At 51.9% G+C, this 19,128-nt stretch carries 18 protein-coding genes and 3 tRNA genes; 13 read left to right on the top strand and 8 right to left on the bottom strand.

The features are described 5' to 3' along the window. Positions 1 to 36 precede the first annotated feature (36 nt). The 3 genes from AC3CB2_RS20610 to AC3CB2_RS20600 all read right to left on the bottom strand — a co-directional run bounded on the left by AC3CB2_RS20610 (position 37) and on the right by AC3CB2_RS20600 (position 4,452). Positions 37 to 1,869 (bottom strand): adenylate/guanylate cyclase domain-containing protein, encoded by a 1,833-nt coding sequence (locus AC3CB2_RS20610; protein WP_352936096.1) that lies wholly within the window; start codon positions 1,867 to 1,869, stop codon positions 37 to 39. A gap of 489 nt (positions 1,870 to 2,358) precedes the next feature. Beyond that, positions 2,359 to 3,252, bottom strand: coding sequence for an RNA polymerase sigma factor RpoH (rpoH, locus tag AC3CB2_RS20605; protein ID WP_008551469.1), 894 nt, complete (start codon positions 3,250 to 3,252; stop codon positions 2,359 to 2,361). 150 nt (positions 3,253 to 3,402) lie between these two features. Beyond that, the gene (locus AC3CB2_RS20600) at positions 3,403 to 4,452 is read right to left on the bottom strand and encodes an RluA family pseudouridine synthase (RefSeq protein ID WP_008551481.1); all 1,050 of its coding nucleotides are present in this window, start codon (positions 4,450 to 4,452) and stop codon (positions 3,403 to 3,405) included. Between AC3CB2_RS20600 and AC3CB2_RS20595 the strand changes: the two genes are divergently transcribed. The 4 genes from AC3CB2_RS20595 (at position 4,451) to AC3CB2_RS20580 (ending at position 5,268) form a co-directional block, all read left to right on the top strand. Continuing rightward, complete coding sequence (locus AC3CB2_RS20595; protein WP_008551336.1) at positions 4,451 to 4,807, top strand: DUF6476 family protein; 357 nt, start codon at positions 4,451 to 4,453, stop codon at positions 4,805 to 4,807. The genes AC3CB2_RS20600 and AC3CB2_RS20595 overlap by 2 nt on opposite strands. 90 nt (positions 4,808 to 4,897) lie before the next feature. Then, positions 4,898 to 4,972: transfer RNA gene (locus tag AC3CB2_RS20590), tRNA-Glu, on the top strand. Positions 4,973 to 5,045: 73 nt separating this feature from the next. Then, a tRNA-Glu gene (locus AC3CB2_RS20585) sits at positions 5,046 to 5,120 on the top strand. A gap of 73 nt (positions 5,121 to 5,193) precedes the next feature. Beyond that, positions 5,194 to 5,268: transfer RNA gene (locus AC3CB2_RS20580), tRNA-Glu, on the top strand. 200 nt (positions 5,269 to 5,468) lie between these two features. On the opposite strand, the gene AC3CB2_RS20575 is transcribed toward AC3CB2_RS20580, so the two are convergent. Next, the gene (locus tag AC3CB2_RS20575; protein WP_488393240.1) at positions 5,469 to 5,738 is read right to left on the bottom strand and encodes a hypothetical protein; all 270 of its coding nucleotides are present in this window, start codon (positions 5,736 to 5,738) and stop codon (positions 5,469 to 5,471) included. Positions 5,739 to 6,030: 292 nt separating this feature from the next. Here AC3CB2_RS20575 and AC3CB2_RS20570 point away from each other — a divergent pair, with 292 nt between their 5' ends. Further along, on the top strand, positions 6,031 to 6,843 hold the full coding sequence (locus AC3CB2_RS20570; protein WP_352936092.1) for a DeoR/GlpR family DNA-binding transcription regulator: 813 nt from the start codon (positions 6,031 to 6,033) through the stop codon (positions 6,841 to 6,843). An 84-nt stretch (positions 6,844 to 6,927) separates the two neighbouring features. Here the strand turns inward: AC3CB2_RS20570 and AC3CB2_RS20565 are convergent, their stop codons facing one another. Together AC3CB2_RS20565 and AC3CB2_RS20560 are read right to left on the bottom strand one after the other, a co-directional pair. After that, positions 6,928 to 8,238: a coiled-coil domain-containing protein gene (locus tag AC3CB2_RS20565; RefSeq protein ID WP_352936090.1), complete on the bottom strand. Its 1,311-nt coding sequence runs from the start codon at positions 8,236 to 8,238 to the stop codon at positions 6,928 to 6,930. A 106-nt stretch (positions 8,239 to 8,344) separates the two neighbouring features. Continuing rightward, positions 8,345 to 8,938: a DUF1134 domain-containing protein gene (locus AC3CB2_RS20560; protein ID WP_037037827.1), complete on the bottom strand. Its 594-nt coding sequence runs from the start codon at positions 8,936 to 8,938 to the stop codon at positions 8,345 to 8,347. A gap of 245 nt (positions 8,939 to 9,183) precedes the next feature. Here AC3CB2_RS20560 and AC3CB2_RS20555 point away from each other — a divergent pair, with 245 nt between their 5' ends. From AC3CB2_RS20555 to AC3CB2_RS20520, 8 genes are all read left to right on the top strand, one after another. Continuing rightward, positions 9,184 to 9,657 carry a hypothetical protein gene (locus AC3CB2_RS20555; protein WP_352936088.1) on the top strand — a complete coding sequence of 158 codons (474 nt, stop codon included), beginning with the start codon at positions 9,184 to 9,186 and terminating at the stop codon, positions 9,655 to 9,657. A 93-nt stretch (positions 9,658 to 9,750) separates the two neighbouring features. Next, on the top strand, positions 9,751 to 10,407 hold the full coding sequence (gene chpT / locus AC3CB2_RS20550) for a histidine phosphotransferase ChpT (RefSeq protein ID WP_008551467.1): 657 nt from the start codon (positions 9,751 to 9,753) through the stop codon (positions 10,405 to 10,407). A 147-nt stretch (positions 10,408 to 10,554) separates the two neighbouring features. Beyond that, positions 10,555 to 13,314: a hybrid sensor histidine kinase/response regulator gene (locus tag AC3CB2_RS20545; RefSeq protein WP_008551308.1), complete on the top strand. Its 2,760-nt coding sequence runs from the start codon at positions 10,555 to 10,557 to the stop codon at positions 13,312 to 13,314. After that, positions 13,311 to 13,808 (top strand): chemotaxis protein CheW, encoded by a 498-nt coding sequence (locus AC3CB2_RS20540; RefSeq protein ID WP_008551425.1) that lies wholly within the window; start codon positions 13,311 to 13,313, stop codon positions 13,806 to 13,808. Before AC3CB2_RS20545 ends, AC3CB2_RS20540 begins: the two co-directional genes overlap by 4 nt. 30 nt (positions 13,809 to 13,838) lie before the next feature. Then, positions 13,839 to 14,204: a response regulator gene (locus AC3CB2_RS20535; protein ID WP_008551604.1), complete on the top strand. Its 366-nt coding sequence runs from the start codon at positions 13,839 to 13,841 to the stop codon at positions 14,202 to 14,204. A 24-nt stretch (positions 14,205 to 14,228) separates the two neighbouring features. Continuing rightward, complete coding sequence (locus AC3CB2_RS20530) at positions 14,229 to 15,470, top strand: protein-glutamate methylesterase/protein-glutamine glutaminase (protein ID WP_174519190.1); 1,242 nt, start codon at positions 14,229 to 14,231, stop codon at positions 15,468 to 15,470. Further along, positions 15,467 to 16,399 (top strand): CheR family methyltransferase, encoded by a 933-nt coding sequence (locus tag AC3CB2_RS20525; protein WP_008551369.1) that lies wholly within the window; start codon positions 15,467 to 15,469, stop codon positions 16,397 to 16,399. The genes AC3CB2_RS20530 and AC3CB2_RS20525 overlap by 4 nt, the downstream gene beginning before the upstream one ends. A gap of 172 nt (positions 16,400 to 16,571) precedes the next feature. Then, positions 16,572 to 17,576: an MBL fold metallo-hydrolase gene (locus tag AC3CB2_RS20520; RefSeq protein ID WP_352936084.1), complete on the top strand. Its 1,005-nt coding sequence runs from the start codon at positions 16,572 to 16,574 to the stop codon at positions 17,574 to 17,576. A gap of 1 nt (position 17,577) precedes the next feature. On the opposite strand, the gene AC3CB2_RS20515 is transcribed toward AC3CB2_RS20520, so the two are convergent. After that, positions 17,578 to 18,414 carry a DMT family transporter gene (locus AC3CB2_RS20515; protein WP_352936082.1) on the bottom strand — a complete coding sequence of 279 codons (837 nt, stop codon included), beginning with the start codon at positions 18,412 to 18,414 and terminating at the stop codon, positions 17,578 to 17,580. Positions 18,415 to 18,524: 110 nt separating this feature from the next. Beyond that, the gene (locus AC3CB2_RS20510) at positions 18,525 to 19,001 is read right to left on the bottom strand and encodes a TrmO family methyltransferase domain-containing protein (RefSeq protein ID WP_352936081.1); all 477 of its coding nucleotides are present in this window, start codon (positions 18,999 to 19,001) and stop codon (positions 18,525 to 18,527) included. Between the last annotated feature and the right edge of the window lie 127 nt (positions 19,002 to 19,128).

Here is a 19,128-nt window from a genome sequence, read left to right as displayed (position 1 = left end):
TTTCGGGGGCTCTTTTTATTTGTAGGCCAAATGCTGTTATTGCGCTGCATCCTTCACCGCTTCGTGCTGCGCCAGATCGCTGAGGATGTACTTCTCGAAAGCCGCATAGATGGCGTTGTACTCGCCGTCAGAGAGGGCCTTGCATTCGTCCAGCAGAGTGAGTGCTTTTTTCTTGTCGTTCTCCTCAAAGAGCGCGAAGACCATGTTGCAGTGGGTGTTCTTGAGTTTGAGGAAGTTTTCCGAAAAAGCGAGGGATGGATCACCGAGTAACGCAAACGAACGCATTAAATAACGGCTGGTTTTGACAGGGATCGTCTCCAGCGTCGCGAGCTCTTGCATCTGGCCGCGGGTGGTTTCGCAGATGAGGAGACTGTGGCCTGCCTCCTTACAATGACGGGCTAAATCATCAGCTAAATCAACGGGTTTGCCCAGTGGGGCATATCTGAAGTGGCGTCTAGTGCCGGTTTCTCCCAGTGTTGCCAGACCTGTTGAGATGCCGATATCCAGCGTGACTGCGTGATCCGTCATGTTTTTCTGATTGAAGTTGAAGCGATCTTTGACATTAAAACGCTTCATCTGCTTCTGCATTTCAATCGCCGTCCGACACGCATGTGCTGCATGGAACGGATCATCCAAAGGGGCGTTCCAGTAGGCGCTTAGGCCCGATGTATTCAGCGTATTCAGTGTTCCATCGTGGATATGGACTTCATCCAAATGTGCGGTTTGGAAGCTGTTAGAAAAGCTTGCGAGATCCTGAGGGGAGAGACCCTCATAATATCGATGAAAATGCCTCAGGCGGGTTGAGAGGCTCGTGATCTCACGTTGTTGACCTTCCAATGGCAGTTGCTCTGATTTTGTAAGCAACTTCTGCATCTGTTTGGGTGCAAGGATACCTGCAAATCGCTCAGTCGTTTTGCTGCGGTGGCTTTTGAAGGTCACTCTTCTGATGGTGCAGGAGATAGCGAATATCAGCAGAATGATGAGCGATGGAAAGAATGGCTCCAGTGCTATGTTGTTAAGAGCAAACTGGTGAAATGCGACGCCATTCATCGCTAGTACGGCGATGACCGCTATGGTCAGGCTAAGCCAGAAGCCTTGTGTTGCTGAAGCGAGCACGACAGCGCCACCGAAAATGATTAGTGCAGCAATCTCAGTGTATTGGCTCCACGTGGGAATGGTGATGAAATTATTAGATTGCAGCGTTTGGAGGGCCTGTGCATGCCGTTCTGACACTCTCGACTGTGTGCCCAGAACAAAAGTGCTGTTTGGTGCTGGCGGCCAAAGTTTAGAGGAGACTTTATCTCGCAGGACGTCGTTTGCCGCAAAAATATAGGCACTGGCTGAACCACTGTTGTAAATCAGCATCTCACCCTTTGAGGTGACGGGAACTTGAAGTTCTGCACTTTCTAACGAGGAGCCTTGCTCTGTTTGAATCAACTGAAAATCATCGGCTTTAGCTGAATTTAAGAGCTTCCAGGCTTGCAGTGTGAGTGAGGGTGCCGGGTTGGCTTTGCTCTCATATTGGAGCTCGTAGAGCAGGGCAGACGCCCCCTTTGCATAGTGTTCATCGCCTTGGAAGCCGACAGCTTCTGAGAACCTTATGTAATTGGAAAGTGGAGGTTTTTCTGCTGTTGCCTGGGTCAAAGGACTGTTGAGCAACACAGGGTAATGGGAGATGATGGTTTGCAGCAGAAGGTCGTGGTTTGGGTATGTCGCTCGTAAGGATGGCTGCAAGGTATCATAGGTTCTGCTTCTCAGTGTTGGTGAAGCAGGATCAGCCTTTCGGAAGTCTGCGTCGATGACCAGTAACTCAGGATTATACTCCCCCAGCTTTTGAAGGATTTGCGCCAGCTCGAGACGCTGATACACCGGCTCCTGCGTTTGCTGGGATGATTCTGGTGTCAAATGGATCGTGTAAACCGGCGGCGCCGATGCTGTGTTTGGCCAAGCCAATTGCAGCGCGTTTTGGCTGAGGTATCCGACGTTTTCCAATACCTGCGGGTATAGGATGCGGAGCAGTATAGCTATAGCTATGATTAAGCAGGATACGACCGCAGCGAGTGCGCGGTTGGTTTGCGACAGCCAGCCAGAGCCGAACATTGTATTTCCCTCCAAGAGGGGAAGCGACCCAACTCACATAAAATCCCCTCATCATTAACCTTAGGAGAGCACCTGAGGGACGACAAGTTTGGCTGTTTATTTAAAAGGATGTTCCTACAGATGATTTGTATTTTAAGTTAATTCAGCTCAAATTGTGTGCATGTAAGCGTTACAATGCAGACAGCATCCATCGTGGCTGTGCAATCAGCGTCCATTTTCATCTGGCTGGGAAACGTACCCCCTGAGCGGGAGTACGTGTTATGCACTTGCGTGTTGGGCAGCCATTGCCATTGCGCTTTCTTGAACGGCCTTCTGGACCTTTTCAAAAGCACGCACTTCAATCTGGCGAACACGTTCGCGGCTGACACCAAACTCGGTGGAAAGCTCTTCCAGAGTGATTGGGTTCTCTGACAGACGACGGGCTTCAAAAATGCGGGTTTCACGTTCGTTGAGAACGCTCATCGCATTTTTCAGCATGTCACGGCGCACGTCATACTCTTCCTGCTCAGCAAGCACAGCTTCCTGACTTTCGGAGTCGTCGACGAGCCAATCCTGCCATTCGCTGGATTCACCTTCGCTGGAGCGCAGTGGAGCGTTCAGAGAAGAGTCGCCACCCAAACGGCGGTTCATGGAAACAACTTCGTTTTCCGTTACGCCGAGCGTTGTTGCAATCTGCTGGACCTGTTCCGGACGCAGATCACCGTCTTCAAATGCCTGAATTTTGCCTTTGACGCGGCGCAGGTTGAAGAATAGGCGTTTCTGGTTTGCGGTGGTGCCCATTTTAACCAGCGACCAAGTGCGCAGGATATACTCCTGAATGGACGCTTTAATCCACCACATCGCATAGGTTGCCAGTCGGAAGCCTTTGTCCGGCTCAAATCGTTTTACAGCCTGCATCAGGCCTACGTTACCTTCGGAGATGACTTCGCCCAGAGGCAAGCCATAGCCACGGTAACCCATTGCGATCTTTGCAACGAGGCGCAGGTGAGAATTTACAAGTTTTTCGGCAGCTTTAGGTTCGTCGTGTTCCCGGTAGCGCTTGGCGAGCATGTACTCTTCCTGCGGCTGAAGCATCGGGAATTTTCTAATCTCATCTAAATAGCGGCTTAAGCCGCCTTCGCCACCCGTGAGGGCTGGTAGGTTACGGGCCATAAAGCACCCCTCCTTGCTTAGTGTTCCCGCCTGATCGAGGGATCAGGCTTTTCGGCAAACACACATTGGTGCCTCCAGATGAAGCGCACCTGAAGTTTCTATATGGGAACATTGTGGCCAAAACGCTACCAGATCGGCAATTTTTTTGGCCTAAATTTTTCGTAATGATTGAAGAATACCAGCAAAATCAGCGGGTAACTCCGATTCAAACTTCATGAATTCCTGAGTTCTTGGGTGCGCAAACGCCAAAAGTCCTGCATGAAGAGCTTGTCGTTTGAATTCCGCCAACTGGGTTTTCAGTGGTTCGTGGAATTTATTGTATTTAGTTCTAAAGCCAGAACCGTAATCCATATCACCTATTAGCGGATTTCCGATGTGGGACATGTGTACGCGGATTTGGTGGGTACGGCCTGTTTCCAGACGACATTCAATGAGGCTTGCTACGGCAGCTTCATCCTGCGGGCCAAAACGCTCCTGAACCTGCCAATGGGTAATTGCATGGCGACCACCAGTTTTTAGCACTGAGATCTTCTGGCGGTTGGCGGTTGAGCGAGCGAGGTTGGCGTCTACGGTTCCCTTAGCAGCTGTGGGAGCGCCCCAGACAAGAGCTTTATAGGCACGTTCGAGTGGGCCGGTTCTGCCGTGGTCGGCAAACTGAGCTGCGAGGCCTTGGTGTGCCATGTCATTTTTAGCGATGACGAGCAGGCCTGTGGTGTCTTTATCAATGCGATGAACGATGCCAGGGCGCTTGACGCCGCCGATGCCGGAAAGGGAAGAGCCGCAATGGTGGATCAGTGCGTTGACTAGTGTGCCAGTAGGATTGCCGGCACCAGGATGCACGACAAGGCCTGCTGGTTTATCGATGACGATCAGATCTTCGTCCTCATAAACAATCGTCAGAGGGATGTCTTCTGGCTGAGGTTCAGCTGCTTCTGGCTCAGGGACAATAAGAGTGATTGTATCTCCGGCACAGACTCTATATTTAGGCTCCAACACCGTGCGCTGGCCAATTTGAACCTGACCAGCCCGGATCAAGGCTTGAAGTCGGTTGCGACTGAAGTCATCTATATGCGCAGCGAGCACAGCATCCAGACGGCGACCGGTGTCTTCCGGCTCTGGCGTGATGACTGTTGGTTGCTGCTCATTGGCAATTACAGAGTTTGTGAGTGGCTGGGTGCCCTCAGGAGATTTATCGTTCATGCGTGATCCTAATACTGACAGCGACGAGACTGTACAGGACGAACTTGATCCAGCAGCTTTGAGGCTTCAAGCGAAGCTCCGCCGCCTCTTGATGGGGTCAAGCCTTGTCATGGTGCTCGGCTTATTAGCTGTCTTTGCGGCCATCTTCTATAAGATTAACGCCAATAATTCCAATGTTAGCGCAGATAATATTGCTGCAACAATTGCGATTGGCGCTGAAGCACAGGTTATCTCCGTGACCCAGATGGACGGAAATCTGGTTGTGCTGGTGAAAGAAGGTGCGTCACAAGCACTTGTCTATATCGACCCTGTGACGGGCCGAAAAATCGCACGCACTGATTTTGTTGCGAGATAGGTGGATAAACCCCCTTTTCTTTTGAGGAGGGGGCTTGCCAAGCGGGGAATTAGCCAATATACCCCCGTCCATCGCGAGAGCGAAGCTTAGGCGCCCATCGTCTAGCGGTTAGGACGCCGCCCTTTCACGGCGGAAACAGGGGTTCGATTCCCCTTGGGCGTACCAAAAGCTTCATCAGCGATACCAAGCAGTTATCTGCTTGAAGACAGGACTTTGTAAAAGTCTTCTCACTATGTGAGCGCCCATCGTCTAGCGGTTAGGACGCCGCCCTTTCACGGCGGAAACAGGGGTTCGATTCCCCTTGGGCGTACCATAGTTGTCTTCGAATTACCGGGTAGTTATCTGCTCGAAGACAGAGCTTTTTAAAAGTTCTCTCACTCACGTGAGCGCCCATCGTCTAGCGGTTAGGACGCCGCCCTTTCACGGCGGAAACAGGGGTTCGATTCCCCTTGGGCGTGCCACTACTTTTCTTCCCAATACATCGTTACTGAGCCAGTAAGCAGTATTGAGCTTGCGTGCATCTTTTGCTTAAGGCAAGGCGCAAGTTAGCAATGGTATGTGGTGTTTGCTTGGATGTTGGTTGAGGATGGTTCCCCTAGATGGGGGGATGCAGCACTTCAAGGATAGACGTGTTTGCAGCAGGAAAGCCCAAAGGTGCGGTTTAGAACCAGCGACCGTTTAATCCTGCGCCGAGGTGGTGGTCTTCTTTATCGCCGTCAACTTCATTCCAGAGCTTTTCGTCACTCTGAGTTTCGTTGCTGACGGTCTTTGCCAGACTTTCACTGAGCTGAGCATTCATTTCTTTCAAGTCATCGATGTTGTCGAGAACTTCGATGCGGGCCTCAGCAGTCTGGAGTTTGCTTTTCAGTGCAGCTGGTTTCTTTGCAGAATACCGATTGGCACTGTATTGCCGTTCCATTACGCGGGTCACAGTTCGTCCCTCTTAGATTTTCTAGCTGAACTTTGATAAGACAGTGTATTGATCCGCGTGAGCTTTAACGGACTTCTTTGGGCGGTATCATGACAAAGATGGAAAAAGTTGCAGCTTGTCCCCTTTTTGTGACGTATTAATACTAAGAGTAGGGGAGCAGAGGCAAGAGGACTTTTGTTTTGAACTCATCTAATAGTCGTCTGGATGCTTCTGTGCTTTTGGCTATAGTACTGTGAAACATCGCAGATTATAGACTGGTGGCAATGTACAAAAAAATTATCGGACTTGATTCATGATGCTGGTTTCGCGCCACAACTCTATTCTTGATATTGCCCGAGAGACCGGGAAGGTGGAAGTTGATGAACTTGCCACGCGCTTTTCTGTGTCTCCTCAGACAATCCGCAAAGACCTGAAAGAGTTGAGCGACCAAGGGCTGCTGACCCGCGTACATGGTGGGGCGCTGCTGGCGTTTGGCGTTGAGAACCTGGGCTATTCCGCACGTAAAGATCTGGCAGGCAAAGAGAAGGAAGCCATCGGGCAAGCCGCTGCTGACCTGATCCCGGATCGTGCATCGCTCTTTGTGAACATCGGGACGACCACTGAGGCGGTGGCGCGGGCTTTGATCCAGCGTACCGGCCTTATGATCATCACCAACAACCTCAATGTGGCAAGCACATTGCGCCCATTCTCAGAGAATGAAGTGATCATCTCTGGCGGGTTGGTGCGTGCAACAGATGGCGGCATTGTGGGTGAGGCTGCTGCGGACTTCATCAGGCAGTTCAAGGTGGATTACGCTGTGATTGGTGTGTCTGCGCTGGATCGCGATGGAGCGCTGCTGGACTACGATTACCGCGAAGTGCGGGTTGCGCAGGCGATTATCGAGAATGCACGGCATGTTATACTGGTCGCTGACCAGACCAAGTTTGAGCGTTCTGCTCCGGTACGGATTGGCCATATTGCACAAGTGGATACGTTTGTGACGGATACGCTGGTTTCGCAGGATTACCGGCAGTTGCTGGCGGACAATGAAGTGCGGCTGGTGGAAGTAGCTGGTAAGTCGCAACAGGATGCGAGTGGAGGCTCCAAGAGCCCGACAGACGCCTGAGCCGGCTAACGCAGCAATCCGATAGAAGATACGAAAAAGGCGCCGTTTAAGGCGCCTTTTGTTTGAAATGTATGAAGCCGAAGGTTAGCCGCGGGAGCTGCTGGTCTTTCTTGCGTCTGCTATGCGTTCAGCAAGGTTCTTGTCTGGCTCTGGTGCAGGTGTCGCTTTGTCAGCTTTTGCCGCTGGAGCACTCTTTGCTGCTGCTGGCTTACGGGTGCGCGGCTTTGTGGTTTTCGCCGGAGCACGCCGGGTGCGCGTGGTTTTGGGCTTTGCTGCCTCAGCCTTCGGTGTGCTTGAGGCGATTGTGCTGAGGTCTTTCAGGACTTCATCGTACTTTTCTGCGAGCGGAGGATTTTCTGCAATTGCCTTTGCTGTGATCTGGGCAGCAAGATCTTTCAGCTCATTGCGCAGATCAATGGCTTCCTCGATTTTGGAGGTGCTGTTGGCGCGTTCCTCGAGTTGCTTGGTCAGCTTCTCGATTGTTTTCTTTGCTTCTTCCAGATCGGTTTCGAGAGTTTTCATATGCTCAGGCGTTTTAATATTCGGATTTCTGGTTGTGCGCTTGGCAGCTTTTTCTTTGGCTGCCTTCTCTTGCTGGAGGGCGTGTTTCAAGTCATCACGCTCGCGCTCCAGTGAGCTGTAGCGGCTTTTAAGTTTAGTAAAAGACTGTGAGGCCAGTTCCGCCGCCTCTGCCGGAGAGGTTGGCTGATGCTTGGTTTCAGCTTCTGCTGTCATCTCTGAAACCTGCTGAGAGATCTGAGTTGCGAGCTCTGCAAGCGGGTTGTCCATATCCTGAAGTTCTGACGTGTCGATTGGCCCAACTGGTTTGGTCGCACCTTCTTCGTCCTTCAGTTCAGCATCAAGCTCGCGGGTCTTTTCTGCGGCGGCCTGTTTGTTGAGCTGGATAATCTCAGCGGATGCCTTCTGGTCGGCTGTCTGTTCAGCACCTGCAGTTTCCAACTCTGCTTCAGGCTCGGTCGTGATGCGGTCATCAGCGGAGAAGGGAATCGGTTCAGATGGATTTCTGCGGCGCAGGAAGCGTGTGGCCTTCTGAGCCATGTTTTTGCGCTCTCGGGCGGACTTGAGTTGCACGACGCTCAGCTCTTCCTTTAGCTCAGCGAGTTGTGCCTCGGCAGTTGCGCGGGCAGATGCATTTTCAGCAAGCTTTTCCGTCATGCCTTCCAGGCGAACTTCCATCTGACGGATCGCGATGGCGTGCTGCGCGCGCAGCGCATCTTTTGCCATGGTGGCACGGGCATAGCTTATCGGGTTGGACGTCTCAATCGCTTTGCGCGTGAGGCGTACAGCACGGCCCCAAATAAAGGGGAGGGCAGCGAGCGCTAGAATGCTCGCGAGGAAGAAACCCAGTGCAATGTATAGTGCAATTTCAATCACAAACTATGCCTGATCTGTTTAACGGGTGTGAGGGTCTGCAGCAGACTTAAGCGCATTCTCTCACACACTAACTTGCCAAAATATAACTAACGCAGGGTTAGTTATATCAGAAAGGATTCCATGTTGGCTTCCTAGTAAATTTCAAATAGCCCATGTTGAGGCCAAGGCGAGCACCAACGCCTGCACGAACCGGTACAACGAAGATGTCGTTGTTGGACAGAACCTGCATGCCGAAGCCGCCTACGAGGTAAGCAGAACCCTTTGCACCAACATAGCGGCGATAGATGGCATCGACACTTGGCAGATCGTAGACCAGCATCATCACGCGTGCGCCGTCACCGCCAACGTCAAAGCCCAGAGATGGACCCTGCCAGAAAATCTGGTGGTTGCCTGCGTTGCGGGTGTAGAGCGTGCCTTCACCATAAGCAGCGCCTGCGAAGAAAGCAGCGGAGCCTTCCTGGCCCAGAATATAGCCGTTTGGCTCACCGTATTGCTGAACTGCACGTTCCACGACCTGTGCCAGACCGGTGGAGATTGAACCAAAGAAGTCATGACCTGCGGAGAGGATGTCTTGCTCGTGGTAGCGTGACTGATCAACAGCCGCTTGTGCATATGAATGTGTGTTGAGCGCCAGCAGAGCGAAAATGGCGCAAAGGACGATTGCAGCTTTGTTGCGCAGATTGGCGAACAGGCTCGTCATCATGCCAACGTCTCCTTCCAAGAAACCCGAGAATTTGGATTGTTCAGAGCAAATCCAATGTTAAGGGCATAGTGCAACTTTTAGGTACAACAAGTTATAGTGCCTTACATCTACCTAGTGGTTAATCACGGTATAGCTGGGTAAATGATGTGCATCCCGTTGGCCAGGCGTCGCGAATTTTGTATCTCTGTCAAACTTGCTGGTTTAGTTAATGCAGGTGATTCGGACTCTGGATGGACATTCTCATGATTTCTGATGTTTTCTACAGAAAATTTATGCGTACAGGCCGAATTGCGTGGTGTTCTCTCCTTTTTTTGTGTGCTGCCTCAGCATTCGCCTATGCGCAGGAACGGTTCACCTACACGCTGTCCATGTGCGATCCAGTGTCCTATCAAGTCTCGGAAACTCCGGAAAAGGGGCGTGAAGACCTGTCGCTCTCATGGGGCGGTCGGGTTTGGGCGTTTGCCAATGAAGGTAACCGGGAAGCGTTCAAGCACGATCCAGAGGTCTATGCCCCATTATTTCAGGGATGCGATGCCCTCTCACTTGCGCAAGGCTACCGAGCTGAGGGATTGGCGAAAATCTACCTTGTCTATAACCAGCGGTTATTGCTGTTTCAGAGCCGTGAACACCGGGCTTTGTTTCTGACGGCGCCGGACATTTTGCTCGCAAAGGCACAAAGTCGTGCACGCGATGTAAAATGCGGTCCATATCAATGATGTCCAGCTTGGAATTAAACCAGCAGGCTTGTACCTTTTTCGCCACATCACGAATCAATCATAGGGCCAGTTGGCCAAAGTTCTGGAGCGGTTATGTCAGTATTTAAGGAATTGTCTTCTCTTGATCTTGCCGCACTCGTCGCAAGCCGTGTGTGCCACGACATTATCTCACCTGTCGGGGCAATCACAAACGGTCTGGAAGTGCTGGATGAAGAAGGCAATGAGGACATGGCAGACTTTGCGATGGACCTTATTCGTAAATCAGCCCGCCAAGCTTCTGCGAAACTTCAGTTTGCGCGCCTCGCATTTGGTGCTGCCGGATCTGCCGGTGCTTCCATTGATCTGGGTGATGCGCAGGAAGTTGCTGTTGGATACATGAGCAATGAGAAGGCAAATCTTGAGTGGACTATGCCGCGTCTGCTGTTGCCTAAGAATCAGGTGAAGCTGATCCTGAACCTACTTTTGCTCATGAATCAGTGTGTTCCACGGGGTGGTACCATTACTATCAGTATGGAAGGGGATGAGAGCGCTCCGAACTTTCTCCTTAAAGCTGAAGGAACGAATGCGCGAATCCCTCAGGTTGTAAGTGAGATTCTTTCCGGTCAGGAGCCAGAACGGGTAGATGCCCACACTGTTCAACCGATCTATGCGGTTTTGTTGGCAGGTGAAGCTGGCTTAAATATTGAGCTGGAGAAAGACGGTGACGCCGTCATATGCAAGGCAAATACTCAGGTTTCTGAGTCTGCCTGATCAACTGTCAAAAACAACCATTTATTGTAGGTTGGATGAATCTTACAATCTTTCAACCTATGTTAACCGTTTGGCTTAACACTCAACCTTAGTGAAATTTAGGAGTCTCGTTTTGAGGCTCCCCTAAGCATTGAGTGGGTGCGGGCCATGGACGATCTTCTCAGAGAGTTTCTCACTGAGACCAATGAAAGCCTGGATGTTGTAGACGTTGAGTTGGTGAAGTTTGAGCAAGAGCCAAACAACGCCACCATTCTGGATAACATTTTCAGGTTAGTGCATACAATCAAAGGCACTTGTGGGTTCTTGGGCCTGCCGCGTCTGGAAGCGATTGCTCATGCTGCTGAAACTCTTATGGGCAAGTTCCGCGATGGTGTTCCAGTAACACACGAAGCGGTTACGCTTGTTCTTGCTTCAATCGATCGCATTAAAGATATTCTTGCTGATCTTGAAGCTGCAAACGGTACTGAGCCAGAAGGCGCGGACCGTGATCTCATTGATGAGTTGGAACGACTTTCCCTAAGCGCTGACAACGATGACATGGCTGACGAAATGGCGGCAGCTATGGCAGAGGAAAAAGCTGCTGAGGAAGAAGTTGGCACCGATATCTATCAGGTTCTGGAGCGGCCATTGCGCCCTGGCGAAGTATCGCTGGATGAGTTGGAGCGCGCCTTCCAGGAAGCTGAAGTCGAAATCGAAATGCCTGATCCTGCGGAAGATGCAGAGGACGAAGCGGAAGCAATGGATGCCGCTCCTGAAGCTGCGCCTCAGGCAGAAGCTCCGGTTGCGAAGAAGGCTGAAGCTAAGCCGAAAAACCCAAGTGCTAAGGGTAAGGCCTCCAGTCAGGGTGTTTCCAATCAGTCCATTCGTGTGAATGTTGAGACACTTGAACACCTGATGACCATGGTGTCCGAGCTGGTGCTGACACGTAACCAGCTGCTGGAGATCGTTCGTCGTCATGAAGACAGCGAGTTCAAGGTTCCTCTGCAGCGTCTGTCCAATGTAACCGGTGAGTTGCAGGAAGGGGTCATGAAGACCCGCATGCAGCCAATCGGCAACGCATGGCAGAAGCTTCCGCGTATTGTTCGCGATCTTTCTCAGGAACTTGATAAGCCAATCGGCCTTGAGATGATTGGTGCGGAGACAGAACTTGATCGTCAGGTTCTGGAGCTCATCAAAGATCCGCTGACCCACATGATCCGCAACTCTGCAGACCACGGTCTGGAAGAGCCTGCTGACCGTGTTGCTGCTGGTAAGCCAGAGAAGGGTAACATCACCCTTTCCGCTTATCACGAAGGCGGTCATATCATCATCGAAGTGAAGGATGATGGTCGTGGTCTGAACCTTGAGAAGATCAAGGAAAAAGCGCTTAAGAACGGTGTGACCACCGAAGCCGAACTGGAAAAGATGGCAGATCAGCAGATCTACAAGTTCATCTTTGCAGCAGGCTTCTCGACAGCGACCAACGTGACCAGTGTTTCTGGTCGTGGTGTTGGCATGGACGTTGTGCGCAACAACGTTGAGCTGATTGGTGGTTCTATCGACCTTCGCTCCACTCCGGGCAAGGGTTCCAGCTTCATCATCAAGATCCCGCTGACGCTGGCGATTGTGTCTACACTGATCGTTGAAGCTGGTGGTGATCGCTACGCTATTCCGCAGCTCTCTGTTGTTGAGCTGGTGCGTGTTCAGTCCAACTCCGAGCACCGCATCGAGCGCCTGAAGGATCGTCCGGTTCTGCGTCTGCGTAACAAGTTGCTGCCTCTGGTTCACATGTCTCAGTTGCTTGGTCAGACTGAGGAAGCTGATCTGGATGAAGATAACGGCTTCATTGTTGTTATGCAGGTTGGCAGCCAGACCTTCGGTGTTGTGGTGGACGGCGTGTTCCATACCGAAGAGATTGTTGTGAAACCGATGTCTTCCATGCTGCGCAACATCAACATGTTCTCAGGCAACACCATCTTGGGTGATGGCTCTGTGATCATGATTATCGATCCGAACGGTGTCGCAAGCGCGATGGCAAGCCATGCTTCCGGTACGCTGACTGATACCTTCGAAGATGAGCAGGATAACGAGGAAGCTCGTGTGATTGATGCGGATGCTCCAATTTCACTGCTGCTGTTCCGTGCCGGTTCTGAAGAGCCTAAGGCTGTTCCGCTGTCACTGGTGACACGCCTTGAAGAGTTTGATGTCTCCAAGATCGAGCACTCCAATGGCCGTGATCTGGTTCAGTACCGTGGCTCTCTGATGCCGCTGGTTTACGTGAACGAAGGTGATCGTCATAAGCCTGAGGGTACTCAGCCAATGCTGGTGTTCTCCGACAATGGTCGTTCCATGGGTCTGGTTGTAGATCAGATTGTCGACATTGTTGAAGACCGGATGACCATTGAGGTGGTGTCTGAGCGTCAGGGCGTGCTTGGTTCCGCGATTATTCGCGAGCGTGCAACTGAAGTTATCGACCTTGGTTATTATCTGCCGCTGGCATTTGATGACTGGTTCATGCGCAAAGAGATCGACACAACCACCAAGGTGAGAAAGCTTCTCTTCCTCGATGACAGTGCGTTCTTCCGCAACATGCTGACACCGGTTCTGAAAGCGGCTGGTTATGATGTCACCGTTTGCTCCAGTGCTCAGAGCGCATACGAGCTGATGGAAAAAGGCACCGACTTTGCTGCGATCGTAACCGACATCGAAATGCCAGATATCAGCGGCTACGAGTTCTGTGAGAGCCTGCGTCGTGATACGCGCTTCCGCCATCTGCCGATCATCGCACTGTCTGCTGTTGTGACACCAGCTTCTATCGAAAAAGGCCGTCAGGCTGGCTTTGATGACTATGTCGCCAAGTTTGACCGTCCTGGTCTGCTGGCAGCGCTCAAAGATGTTTTGACCAGTGAAATGGGAGTTGCAGCATGACAACTCATAAACTCTCCGCCGTTGAAGACGAAGACAACCGTCAGGGAAGTGCCGATCACATCCAGTATGTGACTGTGGTGATTGGCAGCCAGCTGTTCGGTCTGCCTATCTCTCAGGTTCATGACGTGTTTGTTCCTGAAAAAGTTACACAGGTTCCGCTGGCACCGCCTGAAGTGGAAGGCGTGCTGAACCTGCGCGGACGCATCGTGACTGCCATCAATATGCGTCGCAAGCTTCATCTCAAGCCAAATGATGCTGATCAGGGCATGATGGCTGTTGGTATTGAGTACAAAGGGGAGTCCTATGGCCTTGTTATTGATGCCGTAGGAGAGGTACTCAACTTGCCGAGAAATGAGATGGAAGCAAACCCATCCAACCTTGATTTCCGTTGGGCTGAGATTTCCGGCGGGGTTCATCGTCTGGACGGGCGACTGATGGTGGTACTGGATGTAGACCGTCTGTTGAGCTCCCTTATTGAACCTAAAGCTGCGTAAGCGCACCTTCGAAGCGAGAGAGCCGATTTAATGAAAAAGTGTCTGGTTGTTGATGATTCCAGCGTAATCCGCAAAGTGGCCCGCCGCATTCTGGAGGACATTGGATTTGAGATCACCGAGGCTGAGGACGGACAGAAGGCACTGGATGCTTGTAAAGCTTCAATGCCGGATGCGGTTCTGTTGGACTGGAATATGCCTGTAATGGACGGGCTGGAGTTTTTGGCCAAGCTGCGTGAGGAAGATGGCGGTGAGGAGCCGGTTGTTGTGTTCTGTACGACAGAAAACGACGTTGCTCACATTACCAAAGCGATCCGCGCTGGTGCGAACGAATACATCATGAAACCGTTTGATCGGGAGATTCTTTCAGCGAAATTTCAGGAAGTTGGATTGGTCTAAGTAATGGATATGGGCCGGCTGGGCATGTATGCAAAAGTTGAGGAGCCAAAGACGGAGAGATCCGGTCATGCGGCACCTATCCGGGTCATGGTCGTAGACGATTCCGTTGTCATTCGTGGGTTGTTCAGTAGATGGATTGAGGCAGATCCTGAACTGGAAGTTGTTGCAACTCACAGAAATGGTGAGCTGGCAGTAAAAGACATTGAACGCAGCAACCCGGACGTTGTTGTGCTCGACGTTGAAATGCCTGTGATGGATGGCCTGACAGCTCTTCCGAAGCTTCTAGAAAAGAAACGCGATCTCATCATCGTGATGGCTTCCACGCTGACGCGCCGGAACGCCGAAGTAAGTTTGAAGGCTCTTTCTCTTGGTGCCACTGATTATGTCGCCAAGCCGGAAACAACTGGTCAGACGGCCAGTGCTACCGAGTTTCAGAGAGAGCTGCTGGAGAAACTGCGCTTGCTTGGACGTGGGGGAAAACGTCTTAAGCGCACGACCATTAAGCCAGCAGCTGAGCCTGTACGCAGAATGCGTGCGGAGATTGTCAATGATCCGCACAAACGACGGACTGAAACCTCTGTTGACCGGGCAGAGACGCGTGCAGCATTGCGCCGTCCACGGACAATGGGGCTTCAATCAGCTGCAAAGCAAGAGATTACGCTACGGCCATATTCTTCGGTCGTGCCGAGGGCTCTTGTGATTGGTAGCTCCACGGGAGGGCCGCAAGCGCTTCAGCGTGTGCTGACTGATGCACGCGATGGTTTGCTTAAGGTTCCCGTTGTGATCACGCAGCATATGCCGCGGACGTTCACGACAATTCTTGCGGAGCATTTGCATAAGCAACTTCAGCTTCCTTCAAAAGAAGCTGAGCACATGGATGTATTGAAACCTGGGCACGTGTACATCGCGCCAGGCGGAATTCATTTGAAAATCGGTAAGCAGAACGGGCAGGCGGTTTCGCTGCTTGAAGACGGAGCTCCCGTCAACTTCTGTAAGCCATCTGTGGATCCACTTTTTGAAAGTGCAGCCGAAGTATTCGGTACCGCGTGTTTGGCACTCGTTTTGACCGGCATGGGCAGTGATGGCGCAAATGGCGTCAATGTAATTGCCGGTAAAGGCGGAAGCGTCATCGCGCAGGATGAGGCCTCCAGTGTTGTCTGGGGAATGCCAGGAGCTGCTGCCCGTACTGGGAACTGCAGCGGCATCGTGCCTCTTGATCAGATTGGTGCACAAGTCAAGCGTATCTTAAAAGGAGCCGCGCGATGATGACTTCTGAATATGATTTCTTGAAGAAATTTTTGAAATCCCGTAGCGGCCTCGTTCTTTCCGATGAAAAGCAGTATCTGGTCGAAAGCCGACTGATGCCTGTAGCTCGTCGTCATAATCTCAATGGATTGAGTGAGCTTATTCTTGCGATCAGCAAGCCGGGCTCCATGTCCCTGCAGAATGACGTTGTTGAAGCGATGACGACGAACGAGTCATTCTTCTTCCGTGACAAGAGCCCTTTCGAGAACTTCCGGAATGTGATGCTTCCTCATTTGCTTGAGGCACGTAAGTCACGCCGGAGTGCGCGCATCTGGTGTGCGGCTGCTTCGACTGGTCAGGAGCCTTATTCCCTCAGCATGTATCTGAAGGAAGACAAGGCGAAGGTTGGCTCATTCCGCTTTGAGATTCTGGGTACCGACATTTCGACCGAAGTGCTGGAGAAAGCTCGCACTGGCATTTACAGCCAGTTCGAAGTTCAGCGTGGCCTGCCTATTCAGATGCTGCTGAAGTACTTCTCTCAGCAGGGTGAACTTTGGCAGATGGCTCCAGAAATCCGGGCAATGGTGCAGTGGCGCAAGCTGAACCTGCTGGAGAACTTCAGCCATCTGGGTGAGTTTGACATCATCTTCTGTCGTAACGTGCTGATCTACTTCGACCAGCAGACCAAGATCGATGTGCTGAACCGCATCTATCGTCAGTTGCCGGATGATGGCTTCCTGGTGCTTGGTGCTGCAGAAACTGTTGTTGGTTTGACTGATGGCTTTGAGCCTTATCCGAACCTTCGCGGTGTTTACCGCAAGAAGCAGGCTGCAAGTCGCCCGGCTGGTTCGACAAGCTTTACGCGGTCTACGGCAACTTCGCCTAGTACACCGGGTACGACCCGGCCAACTATTCAGGCTTTGGCGGGCGGGTCTCGCTTCTCAGCTTAAGATCAAGAAATGGGCCAGCGTTCAGCTGGCCTTTTTTATTGCGCATCGCTTCATTCGCTCGCAATTCAAATTCAATATGAGCGAATTCCTCCAAAAGATCCTCAGAGTTTCCCGCTAGTTTGACGCCGCTGAATGCCTGCTATCCCGGCATCGGGCTGATGGAGTTTGAGTGATGAGTTCTCGTGATTTCTTTAAGCTGAGCAGACGGTCTGCCCTTGCTTTAGGCGCTGGCGGTTTGCTTGCGACAGGGATGAGGAGTACTGAGGTGGCCGCGGAAATTCCGATTGAAAGATCCAATCAACACGCCCCAGCCACCGAGTTTCAGCTGGGTGAGTTCAAAGTCTACGCGCTTTTGGATGGCACCTTTGTTGCAGAGCATCCGCAGGATACGTTTGGTATGGACCAGACGAGTGAGGTGTTTGACAAGGCCAGTCACGACCACTTCATCTCCTCTACCAAGTTCAGAGGCTTTTTCACTCCAGTTCTGGTGAATACTGGCAATGGGCTGGTACTGTTTGATACGGGAAGAGGTGTTCTTTCTCAGCCACAAAGCGGGAACTTGCTGAAAGCGCTTGCGACGGCGGGGATACGCTCCGGTGATATCGATGTTGTGGTGCTGACGCACATGCATGCGGATCATACGGGCGGCCTGATGCAAAACGGCATTCCTACTTTTGCCAACGCGACGTATGTGACGAACCCGATTGAGTTCAACTACTGGGAAAAGCTTGGTCCTGCAGCGAACCAGAGTGCGCGGGTGTTTGCGGAGAATGTTCTGCCGCTCAAAGACAAGTTTGACTTCATCAATCCGGGTGATCAGGTGGTGCCTGGTATTACGGCAATTGAGGCATACGGCCATACGCCGGGGCATACGGTGTATTCGGTGGAAGCCAATGGGCGAAAGCTCATGCTGACGGCTGACACTGCGAACCACTTTGTGTGGTCCTTAGCCTATCCGGATTGGCGCGTTGTGTTTGATATCGACAAAGCACGGGCTGCAGAGACGCGTCGACGTATCTTTGGGATGATTGCTGAAGAGCGCATTCCTTTCATCGGCTATCACATGCCATTCCCTGCCTTGGGGTTTGTTGAGGCTGTCGGAGATGGGTTCCGGTTCGTCCCCGGAACTTATCAGTTGCAGCTTGGCAATGAGGATGAGCAGGACCGGCCTGAGTAACCTACCGAGGTTTCCTTTGATAGGCTGAAACGGCGACACCGCAGAGCACCATGGCGGTCGCTATGATGAAGCGCAGGTCGATGGCTTCAGCGAGGAACACAATCCCACCAGCAGTGGCTATGATTGGCACAGTGAGCTGAGCAACGGCAGCCGTGCTTGTTTGAAGCTGCGGAATAATTGCATACCAGAGGGCGTAGCCAAGACCTGAGGTGATTGCGCCGGAGATGACGGCTAAGACCACGCCTGCCGAGGTGATTTCACTGTTATCGGGAAACAACAGAAGTGCCAAAGCAACCAATGGGATGGCATAGAGGAAGTTCATTCCCGTGTCTTTTAGCGGGTTTGCTGCGCCTCTGCCGATGATGGAGTAAATGCCCCAGCCGACAGCAGCAAAGGTCATGAGACCTGCTCCGAGTGGATTTATGCCTGCATTTGCCGGGGAGAGCAGGTACACGAGGCCTGAGAAGGCTAGGCCTGCACCGATCCATTTCTGCAAACCCAGTTTTTCACGCTGAAGGAATGCGCCAGCGAACATGGTGATTTGCACCGCCCCAAAGAGCAGGAGTGCTCCAAAGCCGGCATCCAGAGAGATGTATGCGTGTGAGAAGCCGAGAATATATGCGCAGAGTGCGAGCACTGCAGGATAGTTTGGCTTTGAGAACTGAAGCTTCTGGCTTCTGACGAAGATGAGGGCGAGGAGCATAACGGCTCCGGCAATGACCCTGATGGTTGCGAACGTGGATGGTCCAATCTCACCATCTGCGAGTGCTAAGCGGTTCAAAACGGAGTTGGCAGCAAAAGCGACCATGACAATAGATGTAAGAATAAAAAGCCTCATGGGTGCACAATGGCAATAAAGCCTTATGATTGGCAAAACACTTAGGCGTTATTGGAGGTGTTTTCTCGATTAGCCTCCACGAGAAACGCAGAGGTTAACCGGTCTCTTATTTATGCGAATTCAGCTGTCCAGTCGAAATCAGCTGATGCTTCATAGGATTGAGGCCAATGTTTGCACCATTCTGGTCCATGGCACTGCTCTACCCGATCTGAGGCCGGGAAGTAGGGTTTGATGTCCAGCATGGGGGTGCCGGGTTCTGCATCAATGTAAGGGACGGTGATGAGGCCGTGCTCTACATCGACATTCAGCAATGACACCGTTGAAAGGCCGATTGGGTTCGGACGGGCAGGGGACCTTGACGCGAACGTGCCGATCTCATGATCTGCCTTGGCGTATGGAGCTGGGAACTGTAGCGTATTCCGGTCCTGCTCTGTTGCTACCTGATCTGCCCACCACAGGATAAGGGCGTGGCTGAAGTCTGATAGGTGCAGCAGAGCTGGTCTGTAATCTGACTGGATGTTGAGCTGGAACAGCCCATCGGTTGCTGTGATGGTCCCGATGAATCTCAGGTCTGCAAAGGATTGCATCTTCGTTTCCTCATATGTGTTTCGGAAGTCATCAAGCTTGATGCAGCTACCCTCCGCTTACTTTCACCAAAGTGCAAGCTTTAGCAGTTTTGAGGATGAAATGCTTTTGATTACCGGTAGTTAGGCG

The organism is Pseudovibrio sp. SCP20, from assembly GCF_057774105.1.
The sequence above is the reverse complement of the archived record's forward strand: the minus strand, read 5'-3'. Positions and strand labels throughout refer to the sequence as shown.